This window comes from Cedecea selenatireducens, assembly GCF_042138895.1.
GTDB lineage: Bacteria > Pseudomonadota > Gammaproteobacteria > Enterobacterales > Enterobacteriaceae > Cedecea > Cedecea selenatireducens.
The window spans coordinates 1-17,979 of record NZ_JBHIKW010000008.1 but is presented as its reverse complement, the minus strand read 5'-3'; the positions used below and the strand labels follow the sequence as shown (position 1 = coordinate 17,979).

Here is a 17,979-nt window from a genome sequence, read left to right as displayed (position 1 = left end):
CCTCATGCCGTTTTGCTCAGGCTTTCCAGCGATAAAATTTTGGTGAACCGCAGCCGTCCGTCGTGGGGAGGCTGGCTGAACGTTTCCGGGTCAACCTGCAGGCTAAACTGCGGATCGTAGCCTTCACTCAGGTAAAGCCTGACCGCCTCCGGCTGGCGAAAACCGGTGGTCAGATAGATGCGACCATAGCCCGCCTGAAGCGCAAAGCGTTCCAGCTCTCGCACGACACGCCCGGCCAGCCCCTGCTTTCGCAGCGTGCTTTTTGTCCAGATGCGCTTAATCTCTGCGGTTTGCGGGTCGTAAGGCTTGTAGGCGCCGGTGGCAATAATTTCGCCTTCCCGCTCAAGCACGATAAAAATGCCCTGCGGGGGGAGATACCACTCGGTAAGCTCGACCTCCGCATCGCGCGAGAAAAAATCGCCGTAGCGGGCAGCGTATTCGCCAAACAGCCCGCTAATAATGGGCTGCAGCTCAGGCGCTTCCGGGGACAAAACGCGAAAACGTTCGCTCATATCTGCCTCCTCAGTCGCCTAAACCGGCGGGATTAATTTCTGAGGCAGGAATACTTTCCACGCCCTCGCCCCAGCGGTTCAGCACCCTGGCGTAGTCGCCCTGCTGAATAGCGCCGTTGAGCGCCGTTTGTACTGGCTCAACCAGGCCGCTGCCTTTTTTCAGCGTCACCGCAATGTGCGCAGCCTTCGGCCAGCCGCCGTCGACGCTGCCCACCAGCTTCGTCTGCCCGGTCAGCGCCGCTTTCCAGGCCCCGGTGACGTTTGGCCCAAACCAGGCATCCGCCCGGCCGGACTGCAGTGCAAGCGTTAGTGCCGCATCATCTTTGGTGTACACCGGGGTAAAAGGCTTCAGGCCTTTCTTCTGGTTTTCAGCGTTCCATGCCAGCAGGATAGCTTCCTGATTGGTGCCTGAACCCACGACGATGCGCAGCCCGGCAATCTCTTGCGCACGGCTGATGGATTTTATCGGGCTGTTGGCTTTGACGTAAAAGCCCAGGGAGTCTTTGCGATAGGTAGCGAAATCGAACTTCTCTTTGCGATCTTTGGTGACGGTAATATTGCTGATCGCGGCATCATATTTCCCGGAAACCACGCCCAGCGGCCAGTCTTCCCAGGACGTGGGCACCACGTTAAGCTCAAGTCCGAGGCTGTCGGCCACCAGGCGTGCAATATCCACCTCGCTGCCGAGCAGGGTTTTATTATCATCAGAAAAAACCGTCAGCGGCGGCGAGTTCAGCGCCGCCACTGCCACGGTAAACTTACCGGGAACGGCAAAATGGTAGTCTTTGGGTAACTGCGCGATGGCCTGCGGGTTTTTAGCGGTATTTACCGGCGCTTTGTTCGCCTCAAGGCTAACGCCGGTTCCGTTGATGGTGACGTCGTTCGCCCAGGCAAGCGGAGTCCATGCCAGCGCAATGGCCAGCAACAGCGATGATTTTTGCATAGTCGTTTCTCTTTATTTGCCGTAGCGATTGTCGGGCAGCGCTAAGCCGAAGCTCTCGCGCAGCGTGGTGCCGGGGTATTCCGTGCGGAAAAGGCCTCGCGCCTGCAGCACAGGCACAACCTGTTCAACAAAGCGGGGGAAGGTATCAGGCGTGCCGCCCTGGATGATAAAACCGTCGGCCGCGCGGGCTTCAAACCATTGCTGCAGGCCGTCCGCCACCTGTTCCGGCGAACCGGAAAAACGCGGTCTTGGGCTGGCGGATTCAAGCGCGACCTGCCGCAGGGTCAGCCCACGCTCGCGGGCATTACGTTTGATTTCGTCGGTGGTACTGCGGAAGCTGTTCTGCCCCAGGTCACCGATGTCGGGGAAAGGTTCGTCCAGCGGGTACTGGCTGAAGTCATGATGCTCAAAGTAGCGGCCAAGGTAGTTCAGGGCATCGGGCACCGACACCAGCGCGGCGGTGGTTTGGTACTGCTGTTCGGCGTCTGCTTCATCCTTGCCGACAATGACGCTGACGCCCTGGAAGATGTGCAAGGAGTCTGCCTCACGGCCTTGCCCTTCGAGCTGGGTTTTCACGTCACGGTAAAAAGCTTTCGCTTCGGCGAGCGTTTCATGGTGGGTAAAAATGGCATCCGCATGTTTAGCCGCCAGCTTTTTGCCATCTTCTGAGGCACCGGCCTGGAACACAATCGGCCGCCCCTGCGGCGTACGGCCAATATTCAGCGGCCCGGCCACCTGGAAGAAATCCCCTTGATGGTTTAGCGCATGCAGTTTTTCAGGCGCAAAAAACTGCCCGCTCTCTTTGTTGCGCACGAAAGCGTCCTCTTCCCACGAATCCCATAGCCCCTTCACGACGTCCAGATACTCATCGGCGATGCGGTAGCGCAGCGCATGCTCGGGGTGCTGCGTTCTGGAGAAATTTTTGGCAGAGCCTTCAAGCGGGGAAGTGACCACGTTCCAGCCCGCACGGCCATTACTCAGGTGATCGAGGCTGGCAAACTGGCGTGCCGTGGTAAAAGGATCGCTGTAAGAGGTGGATAAGGTCCCCACCAGGCCTAAATGTTGGGTCAAGGCTGCGAGCGCGGATAATACCGTCAGCGGTTCAAACCGATTTAAAAAGTGTGGGATAGATTTTTCGTTAATATACAGCCCATCGGCAACAAATATAAAATCCAGCTTCCCTTCTTCCGCTTTCAAAGCCGTTTGTGTGACAAACTCAAAATTAATGCTGGCATCTGCTATCGCGGCAGGATGACGCCAGGCCGACATATTTCCCGAAGCGCCATGTAATATCGTACCCAGTCGTAACTGTCGTTTTTCAGACATGCCTCATCCTTATGCGGATCGTTAAAATCCGCCATCGCTGATTAGAATTAAAGTTGTTGTAGCGCCGATTGTGCTAAGCGGGCGAAATAGCGAGCCGCAGGTTCAATCAATCGTTCATCAGGGTCGAAGCCCGGATGATGAAGTCCGTAGCGGCTATCGCTGCCGATGCTGACAAAAGCGCCGGGAATATGCTGGAGATAAACCGCAAAATCTTCGCCGCCCATGTGCAACTCCGCAGGGTGGGTTGCATAACCTTCCACCGCGGCCACCTCGCTGGAAAACGCCGCCCAGCGCTCATCGTTAACCAGCGCGTCCGGCCCCAGATGCCAGGTGACCTCTATTTCTGCCCCAAAGGCGCTGGCAAGACCGGCAGCAATCTCCAGAACCCGCTTTTTTACCGCTTCCCGCACGCTGGCGCTGTGGGTCCGCAGGGTGCCTTCCAGCTCGACGTTTTCCGGCAGCACGTTCCAGGTATTGCCGCCCGCAATTCGCGTTATGCTCAGCACCGCCGACTCAAGCGTATTGACCTCCCGGCTGGTGATGCTTTGCAGCAGGCTAACCAACTGGCTGGCAAGCAAAATCGCGTCTTTGCCCTCATGGGGACGGGCGGCATGCGCGCCTTTGCCGCGCACCTGAATAACCAGGCGATCGACGTTGGCATAAAACGCACCGCCGCGAGTGGCAAATGCCCCCACCGGCAGGTTAGGCTCATTGTGCATGCCAAAAATAGCCGAAATCCCCTGCAGAACGCCGGCTTTTACCAGCGTGGTTGCGCCGCCAAAACGTTCTTCTGCGGGCTGAAACAGAATACGTACTCGTCCGTTAAGCTGCGCTTCGTTCTGCTTAAGCAGCAGCGCCGCCCCTAGCATCACGCTGCTGTGAACGTCATGTCCGCAGGCGTGCATTACGCCAGCATTTTGCGAGCTAAAGGCCACGCCGCTGGTTTCTTCAATCGGCAATGCGTCGATGTCGGCCCGCAGGGCAACGGCCTTTTCACCATCGCCAATCTCTGCCACTACGCCGGTTTTTAGCGAATAAGGCAGCAGGCGAATGCCGGCACTTTGCAGCCAGTCACGGATGCGCGAGGTTGTTTCCACTTCCTCGAGTGAAAGCTCCGGGAAGCGATGCAGTTCTCGCCGCCAGTCGATCAGTTGCTGAGCGAAAGTCATAGTGCCGCCTCCGTAATCGCGTGGGCTTCGGCCAACAAACGCAGTGAAGCGATGCGTTCAGCGCCCTCGGCAATTGGCGTATCAATGATGAATTCATCAATACCGTAAGCTTCGTGCAGCGCCTGCAGCCCTTCCCTGACCGTTTCTGGCGTGCCTTTTAGCAGCGAAGGTTCACGGCGCGTCAGGCTTCGGAGCGCACTGCCTGACTGGCGGGCAAAGCTGTGCGCCTGCTGTTCGCTGGCCACGCTCACCCGCTGGCCGTTTTCCAGCTCCACGCCCCAAATCTCAACCTGCCCGGCAAGCTCGTCCGCACGTTCAGCGTCCTGCGCCACGATAACCTGCACGGCCACCAGCACGTCGCGTCGGCTGTTTGCCCGCCAGTCGTTCAGCACGTCACGCAGCAGCGTTTTGTCGCCGTTCAGATGGGCAGCAAAAACAAAATTCCAGTCAAGGCTTGCGGCCAGCCTCGCACTTTGCAGGCTCGCACCCAGCAAAAAACCGTCCGGGCGCTGGGCCGGCAGCGGCGTGGCGCGAATCCCTTCTTCTTCCGCCGGATCGTTCAGTGAAAGCCAGCCGTCGAGCTGGGTCAGTTGCTCATCAAACGTGCCTTTTGCGGCCGGCGAGACCCCTTGCTGCAGCGCCTGCGTCGAAAGAGGTAAGCCGCCGGGCGCTTTCCCCACGCCCAGATCGATGCGCCCCGGCGCAAGGGAAGACAGCAGGTGAAAGTTCTCGGCGACTTTATAGGGGCTGTAATGCTGCAGCATGACGCCGCCGGAGCCCACGCGAATACGGCTGGTTTGCCCGACAATCCAGGCAATCAGCACTTCCGGCGAGGGGCTGGCAAGCTGGGGCGTGTTGTGGTGCTCCGCCAGCCAGAAACGGTGATAGCCCCAGGCTTCCGCCTGCTGCGCAAGGTGCAGCGTGCGCGTCAGGGCATCCGTCGCGCTGTCGTTTGGCGCAAGCGGGCTTTTATCCAGGATACTGATGCGATAAGACATAATGCAGGCTCGTTTTTAAAAACATGCCTGCATTATTAAAAGCGGGAGACGGCGGAGAGAAACAATTAATTTACATTTAGTCTTCTGAAAAAGAGATAAACAAAGTTCAGCGTTATTCTCACTGTTTGCTACCGGAGCAAAAAATCGCCGATTGATTCACCTTCGGGCATAAAAAAAGCCCCGCCGTATAACCCGCGAGGCTTTTTCTCAACCGCCAATATTAATCGCGATTTTGCAGTTCAATAATATTTTGCTCGAGCCGGCTAATCAGGTTGCTTAACAGCGCCTGCTCTTCGCGAGTAATCCCCGTCAGGATCTCTCCCCGCGTTTCGTTTATCACACCTTCCATCTTTTCGATGATAGGCGTGGCTTGCTCGGTCAATTTAATCCGTTTTGCCCGACGGTCGTTTGCACAGGTTTTACGCGAGATTAACCCTTTTTCTTCGAGTTGATCGAGCGTACGAACCAGTGACGGCTGCTCAATGCCGATCGCTTTAGCCAACTGAATCTGTGACTGATCTGGCGGCAGCTGATGAATATTATGCAGCGTTACCCAGTGTGTCTGTGTCAATTCCAGAGGTTTCAGGCGATGGTCAATTAGCGCACGCCAGATGCGTACCAGGCGGGCCAGATCCGAACCTAATGGCGATGGCGATTCCAATTTCATCTCCTTATAATTAGCTTGCTAACTTATTATACTGATTTTAGACTATTGTGCAGGCATTAATTGTTAAAAACAAATCCCTTACTTTCACTGAAGTTATGCAACCAGCTATACTTTTATTCTACATCTAAGTGAGGGGAAACGGCAGTCATCCCCGTGTTTTAAAGGATTATCACTACGTGCGTCTCACTTTTAGCCCGTCCGGCTTCCCGCTTCAGGATCTTGTGGTTGGAGCGTCGATTTACTTTCCTCCACTGTTTAAGGCCGTGTTTGTCGGTTTTTTCATTTGGCTAGTCGTCCATCGCCTGCTGCGGGACTGGATCTATTCTGGTGAAATCTGGCACCCCACGTTGATGGATTTATCCCTTTTCGCGCTGTCCGTCAGCGCCGGCATGGCTCTTTTGGTGATGTGGTAACACAATGAATCTCAAAACAATAAAATACTTTTCCACCCTCATTGTTCTTGCCGCTGCACTGCTGGCGGGCTGGCTGTTATGGAACTACTACATGCAGTCTCCCTGGACGCGGGACGGCAAAGTGCGTGCCGAACAGGTGAGCATTACGCCGCAGGTTTCCGGCACCATCGTTAGCCTGAACGTGAAGGATAATCAGTTTGTCAGTAAAGGCACTCCGCTGTTTACCCTGGATGCAACGCCCTATCACATTGCGGTGCTGAACGCAGAGGCGCAGTTGGCAAAGGCACAGTCCGACCTGGCCAAAGCCAGCAACGAAGCGAACCGCCGCCATAATCTGCCGCGCAACTACATTTCCGCCGAGGATATGGATACCGCCAATATCAACGTCAAAGCTATGCAGGCGGCGGTTAAGGTCGCTCAGGCAACGCTCGAACAGGCCCAGTGGCAGCTTTCACAAACCACGGTGACCGCGCCGGTCGACGGCTGGGTCACCAATCTCACCTCCCGTACCGGCAACTATGCCACCGAAGGCAAGCCGGTCTTTGCGCTGGTCGACAGCCACTCGTTTTACGTTGTCGGCTACTTCGAAGAAACCAAGCTGCGCCGCATTCAGCCAGGCAATACCGTGCAGATTGTGCTGTACAACGGTAACCAAAAGTTGAGCGGTAAAGTAGAAAGTATCGGCCGAGCCATTTACGACCAAAGCATTGAAAGCGATAGCGATTTGGTGCCTGACATCAAGCCTAACGTGCCGTGGGTTCGCCTGGCGCAACGCGTGCCGGTGCGCATTAGCCTGGACGCCATTCCCAAGGACGTGACGCTGGTTTCCGGCACCACCTGCACCGTTAGCGTTCAGCCTTGATGAACCTCAGTTTTCTGGAGTGGCGCAACACGCCGTGGGGAAAAGCCACCGGCGGGCAATGGCGCTATGCCTTGCGCAACGCTATCGCCATGGGCATGGCGCTGGCTATCGCCTATGGCCTGAATCTGGACGAACCCTACTGGGCGATGACTTCAGCGGCGGTGGTGAGCTTCCCTACCGTCGGCGGGGTGATCAGCAAGAGCCTGGGCCGCATCGCGGGCAGTTTTATCGGTGCGGCAGCGTCGTTAATGATTGCCGGCAACGCGCTGAACGATCCCTGGCTGTTTACCTTCGCCATGGCAAGCTGGCTGGCGCTTTGTACGTGGGCCTCCAGCCATTTTCAGAATAACGTTGCCTACGCTTTTATGCTGGCAGGCTATACCGCCGCGATTATCGCCTTCCCGATGGTCAATACCGTAGAGTCGACGGAGCTGTGGGACATCGCCCAGGCCCGCGTGTGCGAAGTTGTCGTCGGGATCTTGTGCGGCGGCTTCATGATGATGGTATTGCCCAGCACCTCGGACGGCAGCGCGCTGGTCACCGCGCTGAAAAACATGCATGCCCGGCTGCTCGAGCACGCCAGCCTGCTTTGGCAGCCGGAAACTACCGACGCCATTCGCACCGCGCACGAAGGCATTATCGGCCAGATCCTGACCATGAACCTGCTGCGCATTCAGGCTTTCTGGAGCCACTACCGCTTTCGCCGTCAAAACAACCTGCTGAACTACCTGCTCCACCAGCAATTGCGCCTGACCAGCGTTATATCCAGCCTGCGGCGGATGCTGCTTAACTGGCCCGAAGCCCCCGCCAATATCTGGTCAGTGCTCGACAGCCTGCTTCGGGAGCTGGCAAAACCGGATGCCGATAAATACACCGTCGCCCGACTGCTGCAGCAGATCGCGCCCCGTTCACAGGATGACTACCGCCACCGGGCATTCTGGCAACGCCTGCGCTATTTCAGCTGGCTATACCTCAACAGCAGCCGCTGGCTGAAAGAGCTGGAAAACGCCACGCCCGTGTCGGTGATTACGCCGCCGGAGGCCCCGCCGCTCGCTCGTCACACCGACAGTGCTGAAGCGCTGTGGAGCGCCCTGCGTACCTTTGCCACCATCACCCTGACCGGGGCATGGTGCATCGGCACCCAATGGGAGTCAGGCGGCGGCGCGCTTTCGCTGGCCGCTATTAGCTGCGTGCTTTACTCCTCGGTCGCCTCCCCGCTCGGCTCGCTAACCCTGCTAATGCGCACCTTGCTGTGGCTCTCACTCTTCAGCTTCCTGGTGAAGTTCGGCCTGATGATTCAGGTCACCCAGCTGTGGCAGTTCCTGCTTTTCCTGCTGCCGCTGCTGCTCACCATGCAGTTGCTGAAGCTCCAGCAGCCTAAACGAGCCGCGCTCTGGGGGCAGCTCATCGTGTTTATGGGATCGTTTCTCGCGGTGAGTAACCCGCCGGTTTACGACTTCGCCGGATTTATGAATGACAACCTGGCCAAAGTGCTCGGGGTGGGGATTTCATGGCTGGCTTTTTCGGTGCTGCGCCCAAGCTCGGACACCCGGCGCAGCCGGCGGCATATCCGGGCGCTGCGGCGCGGATTTATCGACCAGCTAAGCCGCAAACCGCAGCACAGCGAAAGCCAGTTTGAGTCGCTGGTTTATCATCACATCAGCCAGCTTAGTAACAGCAAAGAAGAAGCGGCCCGCCGCTGGCTACTGCGCTGGGGCGTGGTGCTGCTCAACTGCTCGCACGTTGTCTGGCAGCTTCGCGGCTGGGAAACCCGCTCCGACCCGTTGTCGATGGTCAGGGATGTTTGCCTGCATACGCTGCGTGACGTGATGAGCGAGCGCGGCGTGCTGCAAAGACCGCTGGCGGAATCACTAAAAGAACTGCAAAGAATGTGCGACACGCTGGCGCATCATCATGACCCGGCGGCACGGGAACTGGCGGGGATTATCTGGCGACTTTATTGCTCGCTGTCGCAGCTGGAACAGGCACCGCCTGCCGGAACGCTGGCAGGCGGTCGGTAACGATTAAGGCACGTCGTAACCGAGCGCGGCCTTACGAATGCGGAACCACTGCTGGCGAGTCATGTTCAGCGACAGCGAGTGGATGGCAGAGCGTACGCGCTCGATTTTACCCGAGCCGATGATTGGCAGCGGCGAGGACGGCAGGCGCATGACCCAGGCATAAACCACCTGCTCGATGGTTTCGGCGCCGATCTCTTCCGCTACTTTCTGCAGCTCGGCGCGCAGAGGCTGGAATTCATCGTCATTGAACAGACGACCGCCGCCGAGGCAGGACCACGCCATCGGGCGAATGCGCAGCTGCTGGAGCTGATCCAGCGTGCCGTCCAGCAGCAGCGGCTGGTGCACCGGCGAAAGCTCAACCTGGTTGGTCGCCAGGGTAAACGGCAGACGAGACTGCAGCAGCGCAAACTGCGCCGGGGTGAAGTTAGACACGCCAAAATGACGAACCTTGCCGCTGTGGTGCAGCGCGGTAAACGCTTCAGCCACTTCATCGGCATCCATCAGCGGATCCGGGCGGTGGATAAGCAGCAGGTCAATGTAGTCAGTCGCCAGTTTTTTCAGCGAGCCTTCCGCACTGCTGATGATGTAGTCGCGGTCGGTAATGTAATGGCCGATGGCGTTTTCTGCTTTAGCGGTGGTGGCGATGCCGCACTTGGTGACAATCTCCATTTTGCCGCGCAGATGAGGCACCAGGCGCATGGCATCACCGAAAGCAGCTTCACAGGCATAGCCACCGTAAATATCCGCATGATCCGCCGTGGTAATACCCAGCTCAACGTGTTCTTCAATAAAGCTCGCCAGCTCGCGCGGCGACATATTCCATTCCATCAAACGCCAGTAGCCCATCACCAGGCGTGAAAATTCCGGTCCCTGCGGGGCAATCGTAATGCGTTGTACCATAAAAAATGACCTCAAATAAGGAAAGAAACTGCCCCGAGTATAACGGCCCTGAATGATTAAAACAGTGAGGGCTGCTCGGGTTCTTCAGGAGAATTTGGCTTGTTTGCTCGTAACTTGCGCAATAAGCGTTGACGGCAGAGGCGCAGCACGTCCTGTTTTTGCACGTCGCTCATTTGCTGCCACTGGAAGCGTTCATCGCGGCTGCGCATACAGCCACGACAAAACCCGCGTTCATCCGACTGGCAGATACCGCGACAGGGACTTTGAATGGGGAAGAACTCTAACTGCTCAGACACCAGCCCACCTCATTAACGACTTTGCATCAATTGAAGCCTGACTCCGTTCGGGATGCAAGCGGGACGGCTAAAAAATCGCCTGCCGGCGAAAAGCTTTCGAAAATTAAGGTTCAGCTAATCTTCTCTCTCCAGAATAGCGGATATTCTGTTTAGTATTCACGGCTTATATGAACTTCTTAAAAAAGTTACAGTGTAACGATGCGCAATTTAACCTGTGCTGCGCTTTCTTCTTTACGCTGATCAACTCTCTCTTTATTCACCGCAGCTGGCAGCTGATTGCCCCGGACTCTTTCCATAGCTGGCTGTTTGCCGCCTCAGTGCCGGTGGTGCTGTTCTGCGCGTGGCTGACCATTTTCAGCGTGGTTAATCTGCCCTGGCTGCGTAAGCCCGTGCTGGTGCTGCTGGTTATCGGCTGCGCGGCCAGCAACTATTTTATGTTTACCTACGGGGCCGTCATCGATAAAAACATGATGGTCAACGTGTTTGAAACTGACTCACAGGAAGCCGCCGCGCTGGTCACGCCTCAGCTGGTTAGCTGGCTGGCTCTGGCGGGGATCGTACCCGCCCTGCTGCTTGCGCTGGTGAAAGTCCAGCCCGCGCGCTGGTGGCATACCGTGCTGACTCGCCTGGTTAGCGTGCTGGCCGGGCTGCTGGTCATCATCCTCGTCGCCGCCGTGTTTTATAAGGACTATGCTTCGCTGTTCCGCAACAACAAAGGCGTGGTGAAAATGGTCACGCCGGCAAACTACATCAGCGCCCTCAGCCGCTACAGCAAAGAACGCTGGTTTGCCGGGGACCAGACGCTGATCAAAATTGGTACGGACGCGCAAAAAGGCCCATTAATTAAGCAGCAGCCAAAGAAAACGCTGGTGGTGCTGGTGGTTGGCGAAGCCTCAAGAGCCGAGAACTACTCGCTGGGGGGCTATGCCCGTGAAACGAACCCACAGCTGAAAAAACAGGATGTGATTTACTTCCAGAACGCGTCCTCCTGCGGGACGGAAACCGCGGTTTCTGTGCCCTGTATGTTCTCCAACATGCCGCGCAAATCTTACGATGCCGATCTTACCCATCATCAGGAAGGGCTGCTTGACGTGCTGGCCCACGGCGGGGTTAACGTGCTGTGGCGGGATAACGACGGCGGCTGCAAAGGTGCCTGCGACCGAATGCCGCATACGGACATGACGCAGTGGAAGCTGGACGTTTACTGTAAAGACGGCGCCTGTCTTGATGATGTTCTGCTCCATCGCCTGGATAACGTGATTGACGGCCTGCAGCAGGATACGGTGATCGTGCTGCACCTGATGGGCAGCCACGGCCCGGCTTACTATCAGCGCTACCCGGACGCTTTCCGCCGCTTCACGCCAACCTGCGACAGCAACCAGATTCAGGACTGCGATCGCCAGGCGTTGATCAACACCTATGACAACACCATCCTGCACACGGACGATGTGCTAAGCCGCACAATCGACAAGCTGAAGCAGCATCAGGCCAGGCTCAATACCGCGCTGGTCTATCTGGCCGATCACGGCGAGTCGCTGGGCGAAAGCGGCATCTACCTGCACGGCACGCCGTATATGCTGGCACCTGGTCAGCAAACGCATATTCCGCTGCTGTTCTGGCTGTCGCAGGATTACCAGCAAAACTTTGCCCTGGACAGAGATTGCCTGGCGCACAAAGCCGACAGTGACCCTGTATCACAGGATAATCTCTTCTCGACGGTGCTGGGCATGATGAACATCAATAGCCAGGTTTATCAGAAAGATATGGATATTCTGGCGGAGTGCCGGAAGCGTTAATCGTGTGGCGGCCATTAAAATTTGGCCGCCCTCTCTTGCATTAGACCGACTGGTCTACTACATTGAGCGCATGAATCGACATCCTGAACACGACACTCGCGAACACCTTCTCGCCACCGGCGAGCGGCTGTGCCTTGCCCGGGGGTTTACCGGCATGGGCTTAAGCGAATTGTTACGCACCGCAGAAGTGCCCAAAGGCTCTTTCTACCACTACTTTCGCTCTAAAGAAGCGTTTGGCGTGGCCATGCTTGAGCGCTATTACGAGGCCTCCAATCTGCGCGTAGCGGATCACTTTTTACGCGGTGAAGGCAATTTTCGCCAACGCCTGCTGAAGTGGTACCAGGATATGCTGAGCTACTTCTGCCAGAGCGGGAATTTGAGCAACTGCCTGATAGTGAAGCTTTCGGCAGAGGTCTGTGACCTTTCGGAAGATATGCGCGGGGCGCTGAACAACGGTGGCTCACAGCTTGTCTCCCTGCTTGCAGATGCGCTTGAGAAAGGACGCAGTGAAAAAAGCCTGCGCTTTGACGGCGAAGCGTTCGATCAGGCCATGGTGCTATACGCACTCTGGCTGGGCGCCAGCCTGCAGGCAAAGATTTCCCGCAGCGCGCTGCCCCTTGAAAGCGCGTTAGCACACGTACAAACCCTATTGGCAGAACCTGTCGCCTGACGGGTTTTTTATTTACTGAATTACTAGACGACCGGTCTACTTGAGGAAACACCATGTCAGCAGATAAACTGTTTACGCCGCTCAAAGTTGGCGCAATCACCGTTCCAAACCGTATCTTTATGGCTCCGCTGACGCGCCTGCGCAGCATCGAGCCGGGTGATATCCCAACGCCGCTGATGGGGGAATATTACCGTCAGCGTGCCAGCGCCGGGCTTATCATCAGCGAAGCAACTCAGATTTCTGCCCAGGCCAAAGGCTATGCGGGCGCGCCAGGCCTGCACAGCGAAGAGCAAATCGCCGCGTGGAAAAAAATCACCGCGGGCGTTCATGCAGAAAAAGGCCATATCGCCGTTCAGCTGTGGCACACTGGCCGTATCTCCCACTTCACGCTTCAGCCAGGCCAGCAGGCTCCGGTCGCGCCTTCCGCGCTGAGCGCCGGGACTCGTACCTCGCTGCGTGACGAAAACGGTCACGCCGTTCGTGAAGATACCTCTATGCCGCGCGCGCTGGAACTCAGCGAGATTCCGGGCATCGTAAACGATTTCCGTCAGGCTATCGGTAACGCTCGCGACGCAGGGTTTGACCTGGTTGAGCTGCACTCCGCGCACGGCTACCTGCTGCACCAGTTCCTGTCTCCGTCTTCTAACCACCGCACCGACGAATACGGCGGCAGCCGCGAGAACCGCGCTCGCCTGGTGCTGGAAGTGGTTGATGCCGGGATCAAAGAATGGGGTGCCGATCGCATCGGGATCCGCGTTTCGCCGATTGGCTCGTTCCAGAACGTAGACAACGGCCCGAACGAAGAGTCTGACGCGCTGTACCTGATTGAAGAGCTGGGTAAACGCGGCATTGCCTATCTGCACATGTCCGAGCCGGACTGGGCCGGTGGCGAACCGTACACCGAAGCATTCCGTGAAAAAGTTCGCGAGCGTTTCAGCGGCGTTATCGTTGGCGCAGGGGCATATACCCCGGAGAAAGCGGAAGATCTGATCGGCAAAGGCCTGATTGACGCGGTAGCTTTTGGCCGTTCGTTCATCGCGAACCCTGACCTGGTCGCTCGTCTGCATAAAAATGCCGAGCTGAACCCTCAGCGCCCTGAATCCTTCTACGGCGGCGGCGCGGAAGGTTATACCGACTACCCAAGCCTGTAACTCCGCAGTACCTTTCATTGATAGCGGCGCGTAAACGCCGCTATACTCAACGACTCCAGAAATAACTGTCTTATTCGACGAGGATTTTATGCGTCTACTTCATACCATGCTGCGCGTTGGCGACCTGCAACGCTCCATCGAGTTCTACACCAAAGTACTGGGCATGAAACTGCTGCGTACCAGCGAAAACACGGAGTACAAATACTCTCTGGCGTTTGTTGGCTATGGCGATGAAAGCGACACGGCGGTTATCGAGCTGACCTACAACTGGGGCGTGGACAGCTATGAGCTGGGTACCGCTTACGGCCACATCGCGCTGAGCGTGGATAACGCCGCAGACGCCTGTGAGCGTATTCGCCACAACGGCGGCAACGTGACTCGCGAAGCCGGCCCGGTAAAAGGCGGCACTACCGTTATCGCTTTCGTTGAAGATCCGGACGGTTACAAAATCGAACTGATCGAAGAAAAACACGCGGGCAAAGGCCTGGGTAACTGATTTTCAGACGATTAGCGTCAAACAAGGGGCGTGTTGTACGCCCCTTACTGCAACACTCCCCGAAATTTGCCATAATGCGCGCTGCATTTTCCCCGTATTAAGAGAAGCTGATGTCAGACAACACGCAATTGAATGGCCTGTGCGACCGTTTTCGTGGTTTTTATCCGGTAGTTATCGATGTTGAAACCGCAGGTTTTAACGCAAAAACCGATGCGTTACTGGAAATCGCCGCCGTTACCCTGAAGATGGATGAAGACGGCTGGTTATCCCTCGACGAAACGCTGCACTTCCATGTCGATCCGTTTGAGGGCGCGAACCTTCAGCCAGAAGCTCTGGCATTCAACGGTATTGACCCGCATAACCCACTGCGTGGTGCCGTCAGCGAATATGATGCGCTGCACGCCATTTTCAAAACCGTGCGTAAAGGCATTAAAGACAGCGGCTGTAGCCGGGCGATTATGGTGGCGCACAACGCCACGTTCGATCACAGCTTTATGATGGCAGCGGCAGAGCGAGCTTCTTTGAAGCGCAATCCGTTCCATCCGTTTGTGACGTTTGATACTGCGGCCCTGAGCGGCCTGGTGCTGGGGCAAACGGTGCTGGCCAAAGCCTGCATCGCCGCTGGCCAGAAGTTTGACAGCTCGCAGGCCCACTCCGCCCTGTATGATACCGAGCAGACCGCCCTGCTGTTTTGCGAAATAGTGAACCGCTGGAAGCGCCTCGGCGGCTGGCCGCTGCCTCCGGCCGATGAGCCAGAATCTGAAGCATAAAAAAAACGACCCTCGGGTTAATGCCGGTCACTTAAGATGACCGGCATTGTTTTTTAAGGGATATTTTGACCTTTTCTCCCTCGCTTCTCTCGCATACTCCCGCTCCTGTCTTGAGGGCAATTTCAGCATCGCTGCATTGCTGTAAAAGTGTTTCAGATGACCCGGGATCGCTCCCGGAGATGACCACGGCAATCCGATTAATAAACGTAATAACTTCGCGATACCCCAACTCGGTTTCCCAGCGATGCTTATAAAGCTCCGCCACGCTGGCGGGTGCAGTAAGATTGATAATGCCGGGAGCGTGTGAAAGTTCCATTTAAAAAGGGTCCATGATGAACATGAACCCTTTTTACACCAGCCACCGGGTCGGTCAACCAATCCTTAAACGATCGGCATTAGGGCGGATGGCTGAATATTTTTCACGCGGGCAGAAGAAAATCTCTTCGATTAGCTAATGCAACCGTCATGTGAAAACATGTAGTTGCGGAGGATTTCTGGATGAGACGGACATTTACGGAGCAGGAAAAACATTGATTTTGGTACCGTGTAAGAATGGGAGATGTTTCATGTGAGTCAGCTGATATACAGGGATCGCAACTTGTTAATACTCTGAGTATTAAAACCCATGAAAATACATTATTAATTCAATAAGTCAGCCCAGGGATTGAAATAGTGCGGAATTAAAGCAACTTAAAGATGCCGCAGATTTTGAAGGTGCTGCGGCACTAACATTTCCGCACTATTAATTCATATGACATTTTGCCAACGCAGATGTGAAGTTGATGTAAAATCAGACTTGTATGATTTCAATGCAAACCTGATTTTTAGGGGAAAGGGTGTTTATCACACTCGCATAACGCCCCTCCATCATCATTAGCGCACAGCACCTTGCATACACACTCCTTCTCGACTTTCCCATCAATAACGCATTCTTTAGGGAAGCCGCTTAAGCTTTTGTTTAAATCTATTGCAAATGAATAAAATGGCAACGTGAACAACATTACAGAAATTAAATATCTCATATCTTCAGCCTTATAGTCATCATTGATTTAACAGCGTAAATGCCTGAAAACCATTTTAATTAAACCCTGGCTTCCTTGCCCAGGGCGCGACAGCCTGGTTAGCATTTCAGAAACATGCCCTCCTGGATAAGCGTAAGCTTTCCCGGGCGGGCACTCCGCGCCAGCCAGTCCTTTATCTCCATCATTCATTTTCCTCATCCCCCCGCAGGAACGCGGGGGGGATCAAAAACATAATTAAAAATAAAAAAACCAAAGGTTAAAGTCTGAAAAATAAACGCTAAAGACTCCGATGACACACCACAGCGTACCGTCCGGAGTCCCTGCCGCTGTAGACAGCGCCATTTCCCAGGCCGACGTCGTAGTGCTCGTCGAGGCTTTTCCGCTCCGACGACTGGACGTAAAAGTCGTAGAAAAGGTTGCCCCACTCGTTCCACAGCGCGTACTTGCCGCGCCTTTGGGTTGCTTTGTAATTTATGTGCTCGCTCATATCTGCGACGATTGGCAAACTGTACCCCTGCGATACGCAGTAGCTGTTCGCATCGGGCCAGGTCATCGTGGTTAAATTAATTATGAACCAGTTCCAAAGGGTGAAACTGTACTTAATGATTTTTCCATAACCGTTGGATGGAGTCCCCGTGATGGTCACTTTGTCTCCCGTCCCCGTGCCGGTGAACTTCACCACCCCGTCCGTCACTGTTACCCAACTGGCATCAGACGTCCAGGTAAAGTACGAAGCTGAACCATTCGTTACATTCAGAGTAAAGGTTGCGCCTGTGAATCCCGTGGTCGGGAATCCGGCGTCTTTTGCAAACGTGTAGTTATTTACGGTGACATCCTTCAGAACGACCGCCATGATTTCAAACGGAGCAGACTCCACTGTACCGTCAGACACCGTCATCGTGGCCTTCAGGCCCGGAGCGGCGGTGGTGGCGGTGAACACGCCGCTGTAGGTACCGTCCTGATTGTCGGTCCAGCTCCCCTTCAGCGTCGCCCCGGGCATCGCGGTGGTCTGCACCACGGCGGCCTGCCCGGCCACCGGATTATGCTGCGCGTCCTGCAGCGTCGCTACCACCTGTATGTCGTCGCCGGTCACGTAGCTGGCCTTGTCCAGCACAAGGGTGGAGTTCGCCTTCGCCGGCGCAGCGGCCGTGATGGCGTAGGCGGTGGAGGTCACATCCCCGTCAGACACCGTCATTGTGGCCTGCAGGCCGGTGCCGGCGGTGGTGGCGGTGAACACGCCGCGGTAAGTGCCATCCTGATTGTCAGTCCAGCTACCTTTGATGACTGCCCCGGCTACCACGGTGGTCTGCACCACGGCGGCCTGCCCGGGCACCGGGTTATGCTGCGCATCCTGCAGCGTCGCCGTCACCTGCATGTCCGACCCGGCCACGTAGCTGGCCTTGTCCAGGGTGAGGCCCGAGTTCGCCTTCACCGGCGCGGCGGCCGTGATGTCAAACGGAGCAGACTCTACTTTGCCGTCAGACACCGTCATCGTGGCCTTCAGACCCGGGCCGGCGGTTTTAGCTGTAAACGTAGCGGTGGCGGTGCCGTCACCAGGATAGACCCAGTTGCTCTTCCTCGTGGCATTCGGCACCGTCAGGCTCACGTCTGGCGCCGGGTTACCGTACGCGTCCTTCAGTGTCGTCGTCACCTGCATGTCGTCTCCGGCCACGTAGCTGGCCTTGTCCAGCACAATCGAGGAGTTCGCCTTCACCGCCGCGGCGGCCGTGATGCCGTAGGCTGTGGAGGTCACATCCCCGTCAGACACCGTCATCGTGGCCTGCAGGCCAGTGCCGACTGCTGTGGCGGTTCTATGCTTGGTGTATGTTCCATCGCCATGGTCCTTCCAGTTACCTATCGGCGACGTGTTTGGTACCGTGAACGTTACCCCTGTCAGTCCGCCACCAAGCCCGACTACCGGGTTACCGTACGCGTCCTTCAGCGTCACCGTCACCTGCATGTCGTCG

The 17,979-nt window shown here is 56.2% G+C and carries 17 protein-coding genes and 1 pseudogene; 8 read left to right on the top strand and 10 right to left on the bottom strand.

The window, feature by feature from the left end; genetic code table 11:
* Positions 1-2: 2 nt before the first annotated feature.
* The 6 genes from ACE38U_RS14080 to slyA all read right to left on the bottom strand — a co-directional run bounded on the left by ACE38U_RS14080 (position 3) and on the right by slyA (position 5,615).
* Positions 3-512: a GNAT family N-acetyltransferase gene (locus tag ACE38U_RS14080; RefSeq protein ID WP_375529965.1), complete on the bottom strand. Its 510-nt coding sequence runs from the start codon at positions 510-512 to the stop codon at positions 3-5.
* Positions 513-522: 10 nt separating this feature from the next.
* Positions 523-1,455, bottom strand: coding sequence for an ABC transporter substrate-binding protein (locus ACE38U_RS22465; protein WP_511161098.1), 933 nt, complete (start codon positions 1,453-1,455; stop codon positions 523-525).
* Between the two features lie 12 nt (positions 1,456-1,467).
* Positions 1,468-2,781, bottom strand: coding sequence for an LLM class flavin-dependent oxidoreductase (locus ACE38U_RS22460; RefSeq protein WP_511161097.1), 1,314 nt, complete (start codon positions 2,779-2,781; stop codon positions 1,468-1,470).
* A gap of 47 nt (positions 2,782-2,828) precedes the next feature.
* Positions 2,829-3,950 (bottom strand): amidohydrolase, encoded by a 1,122-nt coding sequence (locus tag ACE38U_RS14070; protein ID WP_375529964.1) that lies wholly within the window; start codon positions 3,948-3,950, stop codon positions 2,829-2,831.
* Positions 3,947-4,948, bottom strand: coding sequence for an LLM class flavin-dependent oxidoreductase (locus ACE38U_RS14065; RefSeq protein WP_375529963.1), 1,002 nt, complete (start codon positions 4,946-4,948; stop codon positions 3,947-3,949). Before ACE38U_RS14065 ends, ACE38U_RS14070 begins: the two co-directional genes overlap by 4 nt.
* A gap of 220 nt (positions 4,949-5,168) precedes the next feature.
* Positions 5,169-5,615 carry a transcriptional regulator SlyA gene (slyA, locus tag ACE38U_RS14060; protein ID WP_038473191.1) on the bottom strand — a complete coding sequence of 149 codons (447 nt, stop codon included), beginning with the start codon at positions 5,613-5,615 and terminating at the stop codon, positions 5,169-5,171.
* Positions 5,616-5,791: 176 nt separating this feature from the next.
* Between slyA and ACE38U_RS14055 the strand changes: the two genes are divergently transcribed.
* From ACE38U_RS14055 to ACE38U_RS14045, 3 genes are read left to right on the top strand one after another with little or no spacing between them, the layout of a single operon-like run.
* A complete protein-coding gene (locus tag ACE38U_RS14055; protein ID WP_038473194.1) occupies positions 5,792-6,028 on the top strand; it encodes a DUF1656 domain-containing protein in 237 nt (78 codons plus the stop codon).
* 4 nt (positions 6,029-6,032) lie between these two features.
* A complete protein-coding gene (locus ACE38U_RS14050) occupies positions 6,033-6,890 on the top strand; it encodes an efflux RND transporter periplasmic adaptor subunit (RefSeq protein ID WP_038473196.1) in 858 nt (285 codons plus the stop codon).
* On the top strand, positions 6,890-8,911 hold the full coding sequence (locus ACE38U_RS14045) for an FUSC family protein (protein WP_375529962.1): 2,022 nt from the start codon (positions 6,890-6,892) through the stop codon (positions 8,909-8,911). Before ACE38U_RS14050 ends, ACE38U_RS14045 begins: the two co-directional genes overlap by 1 nt.
* Before the next feature lie 3 nt (positions 8,912-8,914).
* On the opposite strand, the gene ACE38U_RS14040 is transcribed toward ACE38U_RS14045, so the two are convergent.
* A complete protein-coding gene (locus ACE38U_RS14040) occupies positions 8,915-9,811 on the bottom strand; it encodes an aldo/keto reductase (RefSeq protein WP_375529961.1) in 897 nt (298 codons plus the stop codon).
* Between the two features lie 56 nt (positions 9,812-9,867).
* Positions 9,868-10,107: a DUF1289 domain-containing protein gene (locus ACE38U_RS14035; protein WP_071842925.1), complete on the bottom strand. Its 240-nt coding sequence runs from the start codon at positions 10,105-10,107 to the stop codon at positions 9,868-9,870.
* A 167-nt stretch (positions 10,108-10,274) separates the two neighbouring features.
* On the opposite strand from ACE38U_RS14035, the gene eptA reads away from it, so the two are divergent.
* The 5 genes from eptA (at position 10,275) to rnt (ending at position 14,990) form a co-directional block, all read left to right on the top strand.
* Positions 10,275-11,903, top strand: a complete 1,629-nt coding sequence (gene eptA / locus ACE38U_RS14030) for a phosphoethanolamine transferase EptA (RefSeq protein WP_375529960.1) — start codon at positions 10,275-10,277, stop codon at positions 11,901-11,903.
* Between the two features lie 70 nt (positions 11,904-11,973).
* The gene (locus ACE38U_RS14025; RefSeq protein ID WP_375529959.1) at positions 11,974-12,573 is read left to right on the top strand and encodes a TetR/AcrR family transcriptional regulator; all 600 of its coding nucleotides are present in this window, start codon (positions 11,974-11,976) and stop codon (positions 12,571-12,573) included.
* 53 nt (positions 12,574-12,626) lie between these two features.
* Positions 12,627-13,724, top strand: a complete 1,098-nt coding sequence (locus ACE38U_RS14020) for an alkene reductase (RefSeq protein ID WP_038473205.1) — start codon at positions 12,627-12,629, stop codon at positions 13,722-13,724.
* A gap of 88 nt (positions 13,725-13,812) precedes the next feature.
* On the top strand, positions 13,813-14,220 hold the full coding sequence (gene gloA / locus ACE38U_RS14015) for a lactoylglutathione lyase (RefSeq protein WP_038473207.1): 408 nt from the start codon (positions 13,813-13,815) through the stop codon (positions 14,218-14,220).
* Between the two features lie 110 nt (positions 14,221-14,330).
* The gene (gene rnt / locus ACE38U_RS14010; RefSeq protein ID WP_038473210.1) at positions 14,331-14,990 is read left to right on the top strand and encodes a ribonuclease T; all 660 of its coding nucleotides are present in this window, start codon (positions 14,331-14,333) and stop codon (positions 14,988-14,990) included.
* A 27-nt stretch (positions 14,991-15,017) separates the two neighbouring features.
* Here the strand turns inward: rnt and ACE38U_RS14005 are convergent.
* Positions 15,018-15,203 (bottom strand): annotated as a pseudogene (locus ACE38U_RS14005) (IS4 family transposase); the annotation flags it as partial.
* Between the two features lie 1,086 nt (positions 15,204-16,289).
* On the bottom strand, positions 16,290-17,979 hold a 1,690-nt coding region (locus ACE38U_RS14000), incomplete at its 5' end, for an invasin domain 3-containing protein (protein ID WP_375529958.1).

What these genes read in the sequence shown, in the direction of transcription:
- ACE38U_RS14080 (WP_375529965.1), bottom strand. Translation starts at nt 512, where the DNA reads ATGAGCGAACGTTTTCGCGTTTTGTCCCCGGAAGCGCCTGAGCTGCAG.
- ACE38U_RS22465 (WP_511161098.1), bottom strand. Translation starts at nt 1,455, where the DNA reads ATGCAAAAATCATCGCTGTTGCTGGCCATTGCGCTGGCATGGACTCCG.
- ACE38U_RS22460 (WP_511161097.1), bottom strand. Translation starts at nt 2,781, where the DNA reads ATGTCTGAAAAACGACAGTTACGACTGGGTACGATATTACATGGCGCT.
- ACE38U_RS14070 (WP_375529964.1), bottom strand. Translation starts at nt 3,950, where the DNA reads ATGACTTTCGCTCAGCAACTGATCGACTGGCGGCGAGAACTGCATCGC.
- ACE38U_RS14065 (WP_375529963.1), bottom strand. Translation starts at nt 4,948, where the DNA reads ATGTCTTATCGCATCAGTATCCTGGATAAAAGCCCGCTTGCGCCAAAC.
- slyA (WP_038473191.1), bottom strand. Translation starts at nt 5,615, where the DNA reads ATGAAATTGGAATCGCCATCGCCATTAGGTTCGGATCTGGCCCGCCTG.
- ACE38U_RS14050 (WP_038473196.1), top strand. Translation starts at nt 6,033, where the DNA reads ATGAATCTCAAAACAATAAAATACTTTTCCACCCTCATTGTTCTTGCC.
- ACE38U_RS14045 (WP_375529962.1), top strand. Translation starts at nt 6,890, where the DNA reads ATGAACCTCAGTTTTCTGGAGTGGCGCAACACGCCGTGGGGAAAAGCC.
- ACE38U_RS14040 (WP_375529961.1), bottom strand. Translation starts at nt 9,811, where the DNA reads ATGGTACAACGCATTACGATTGCCCCGCAGGGACCGGAATTTTCACGC.
- eptA (WP_375529960.1), top strand. Translation starts at nt 10,275, where the DNA reads ATGAACTTCTTAAAAAAGTTACAGTGTAACGATGCGCAATTTAACCTG.
- ACE38U_RS14025 (WP_375529959.1), top strand. Translation starts at nt 11,974, where the DNA reads ATGAATCGACATCCTGAACACGACACTCGCGAACACCTTCTCGCCACC.
- ACE38U_RS14020 (WP_038473205.1), top strand. Translation starts at nt 12,627, where the DNA reads ATGTCAGCAGATAAACTGTTTACGCCGCTCAAAGTTGGCGCAATCACC.
- gloA (WP_038473207.1), top strand. Translation starts at nt 13,813, where the DNA reads ATGCGTCTACTTCATACCATGCTGCGCGTTGGCGACCTGCAACGCTCC.
- rnt (WP_038473210.1), top strand. Translation starts at nt 14,331, where the DNA reads ATGTCAGACAACACGCAATTGAATGGCCTGTGCGACCGTTTTCGTGGT.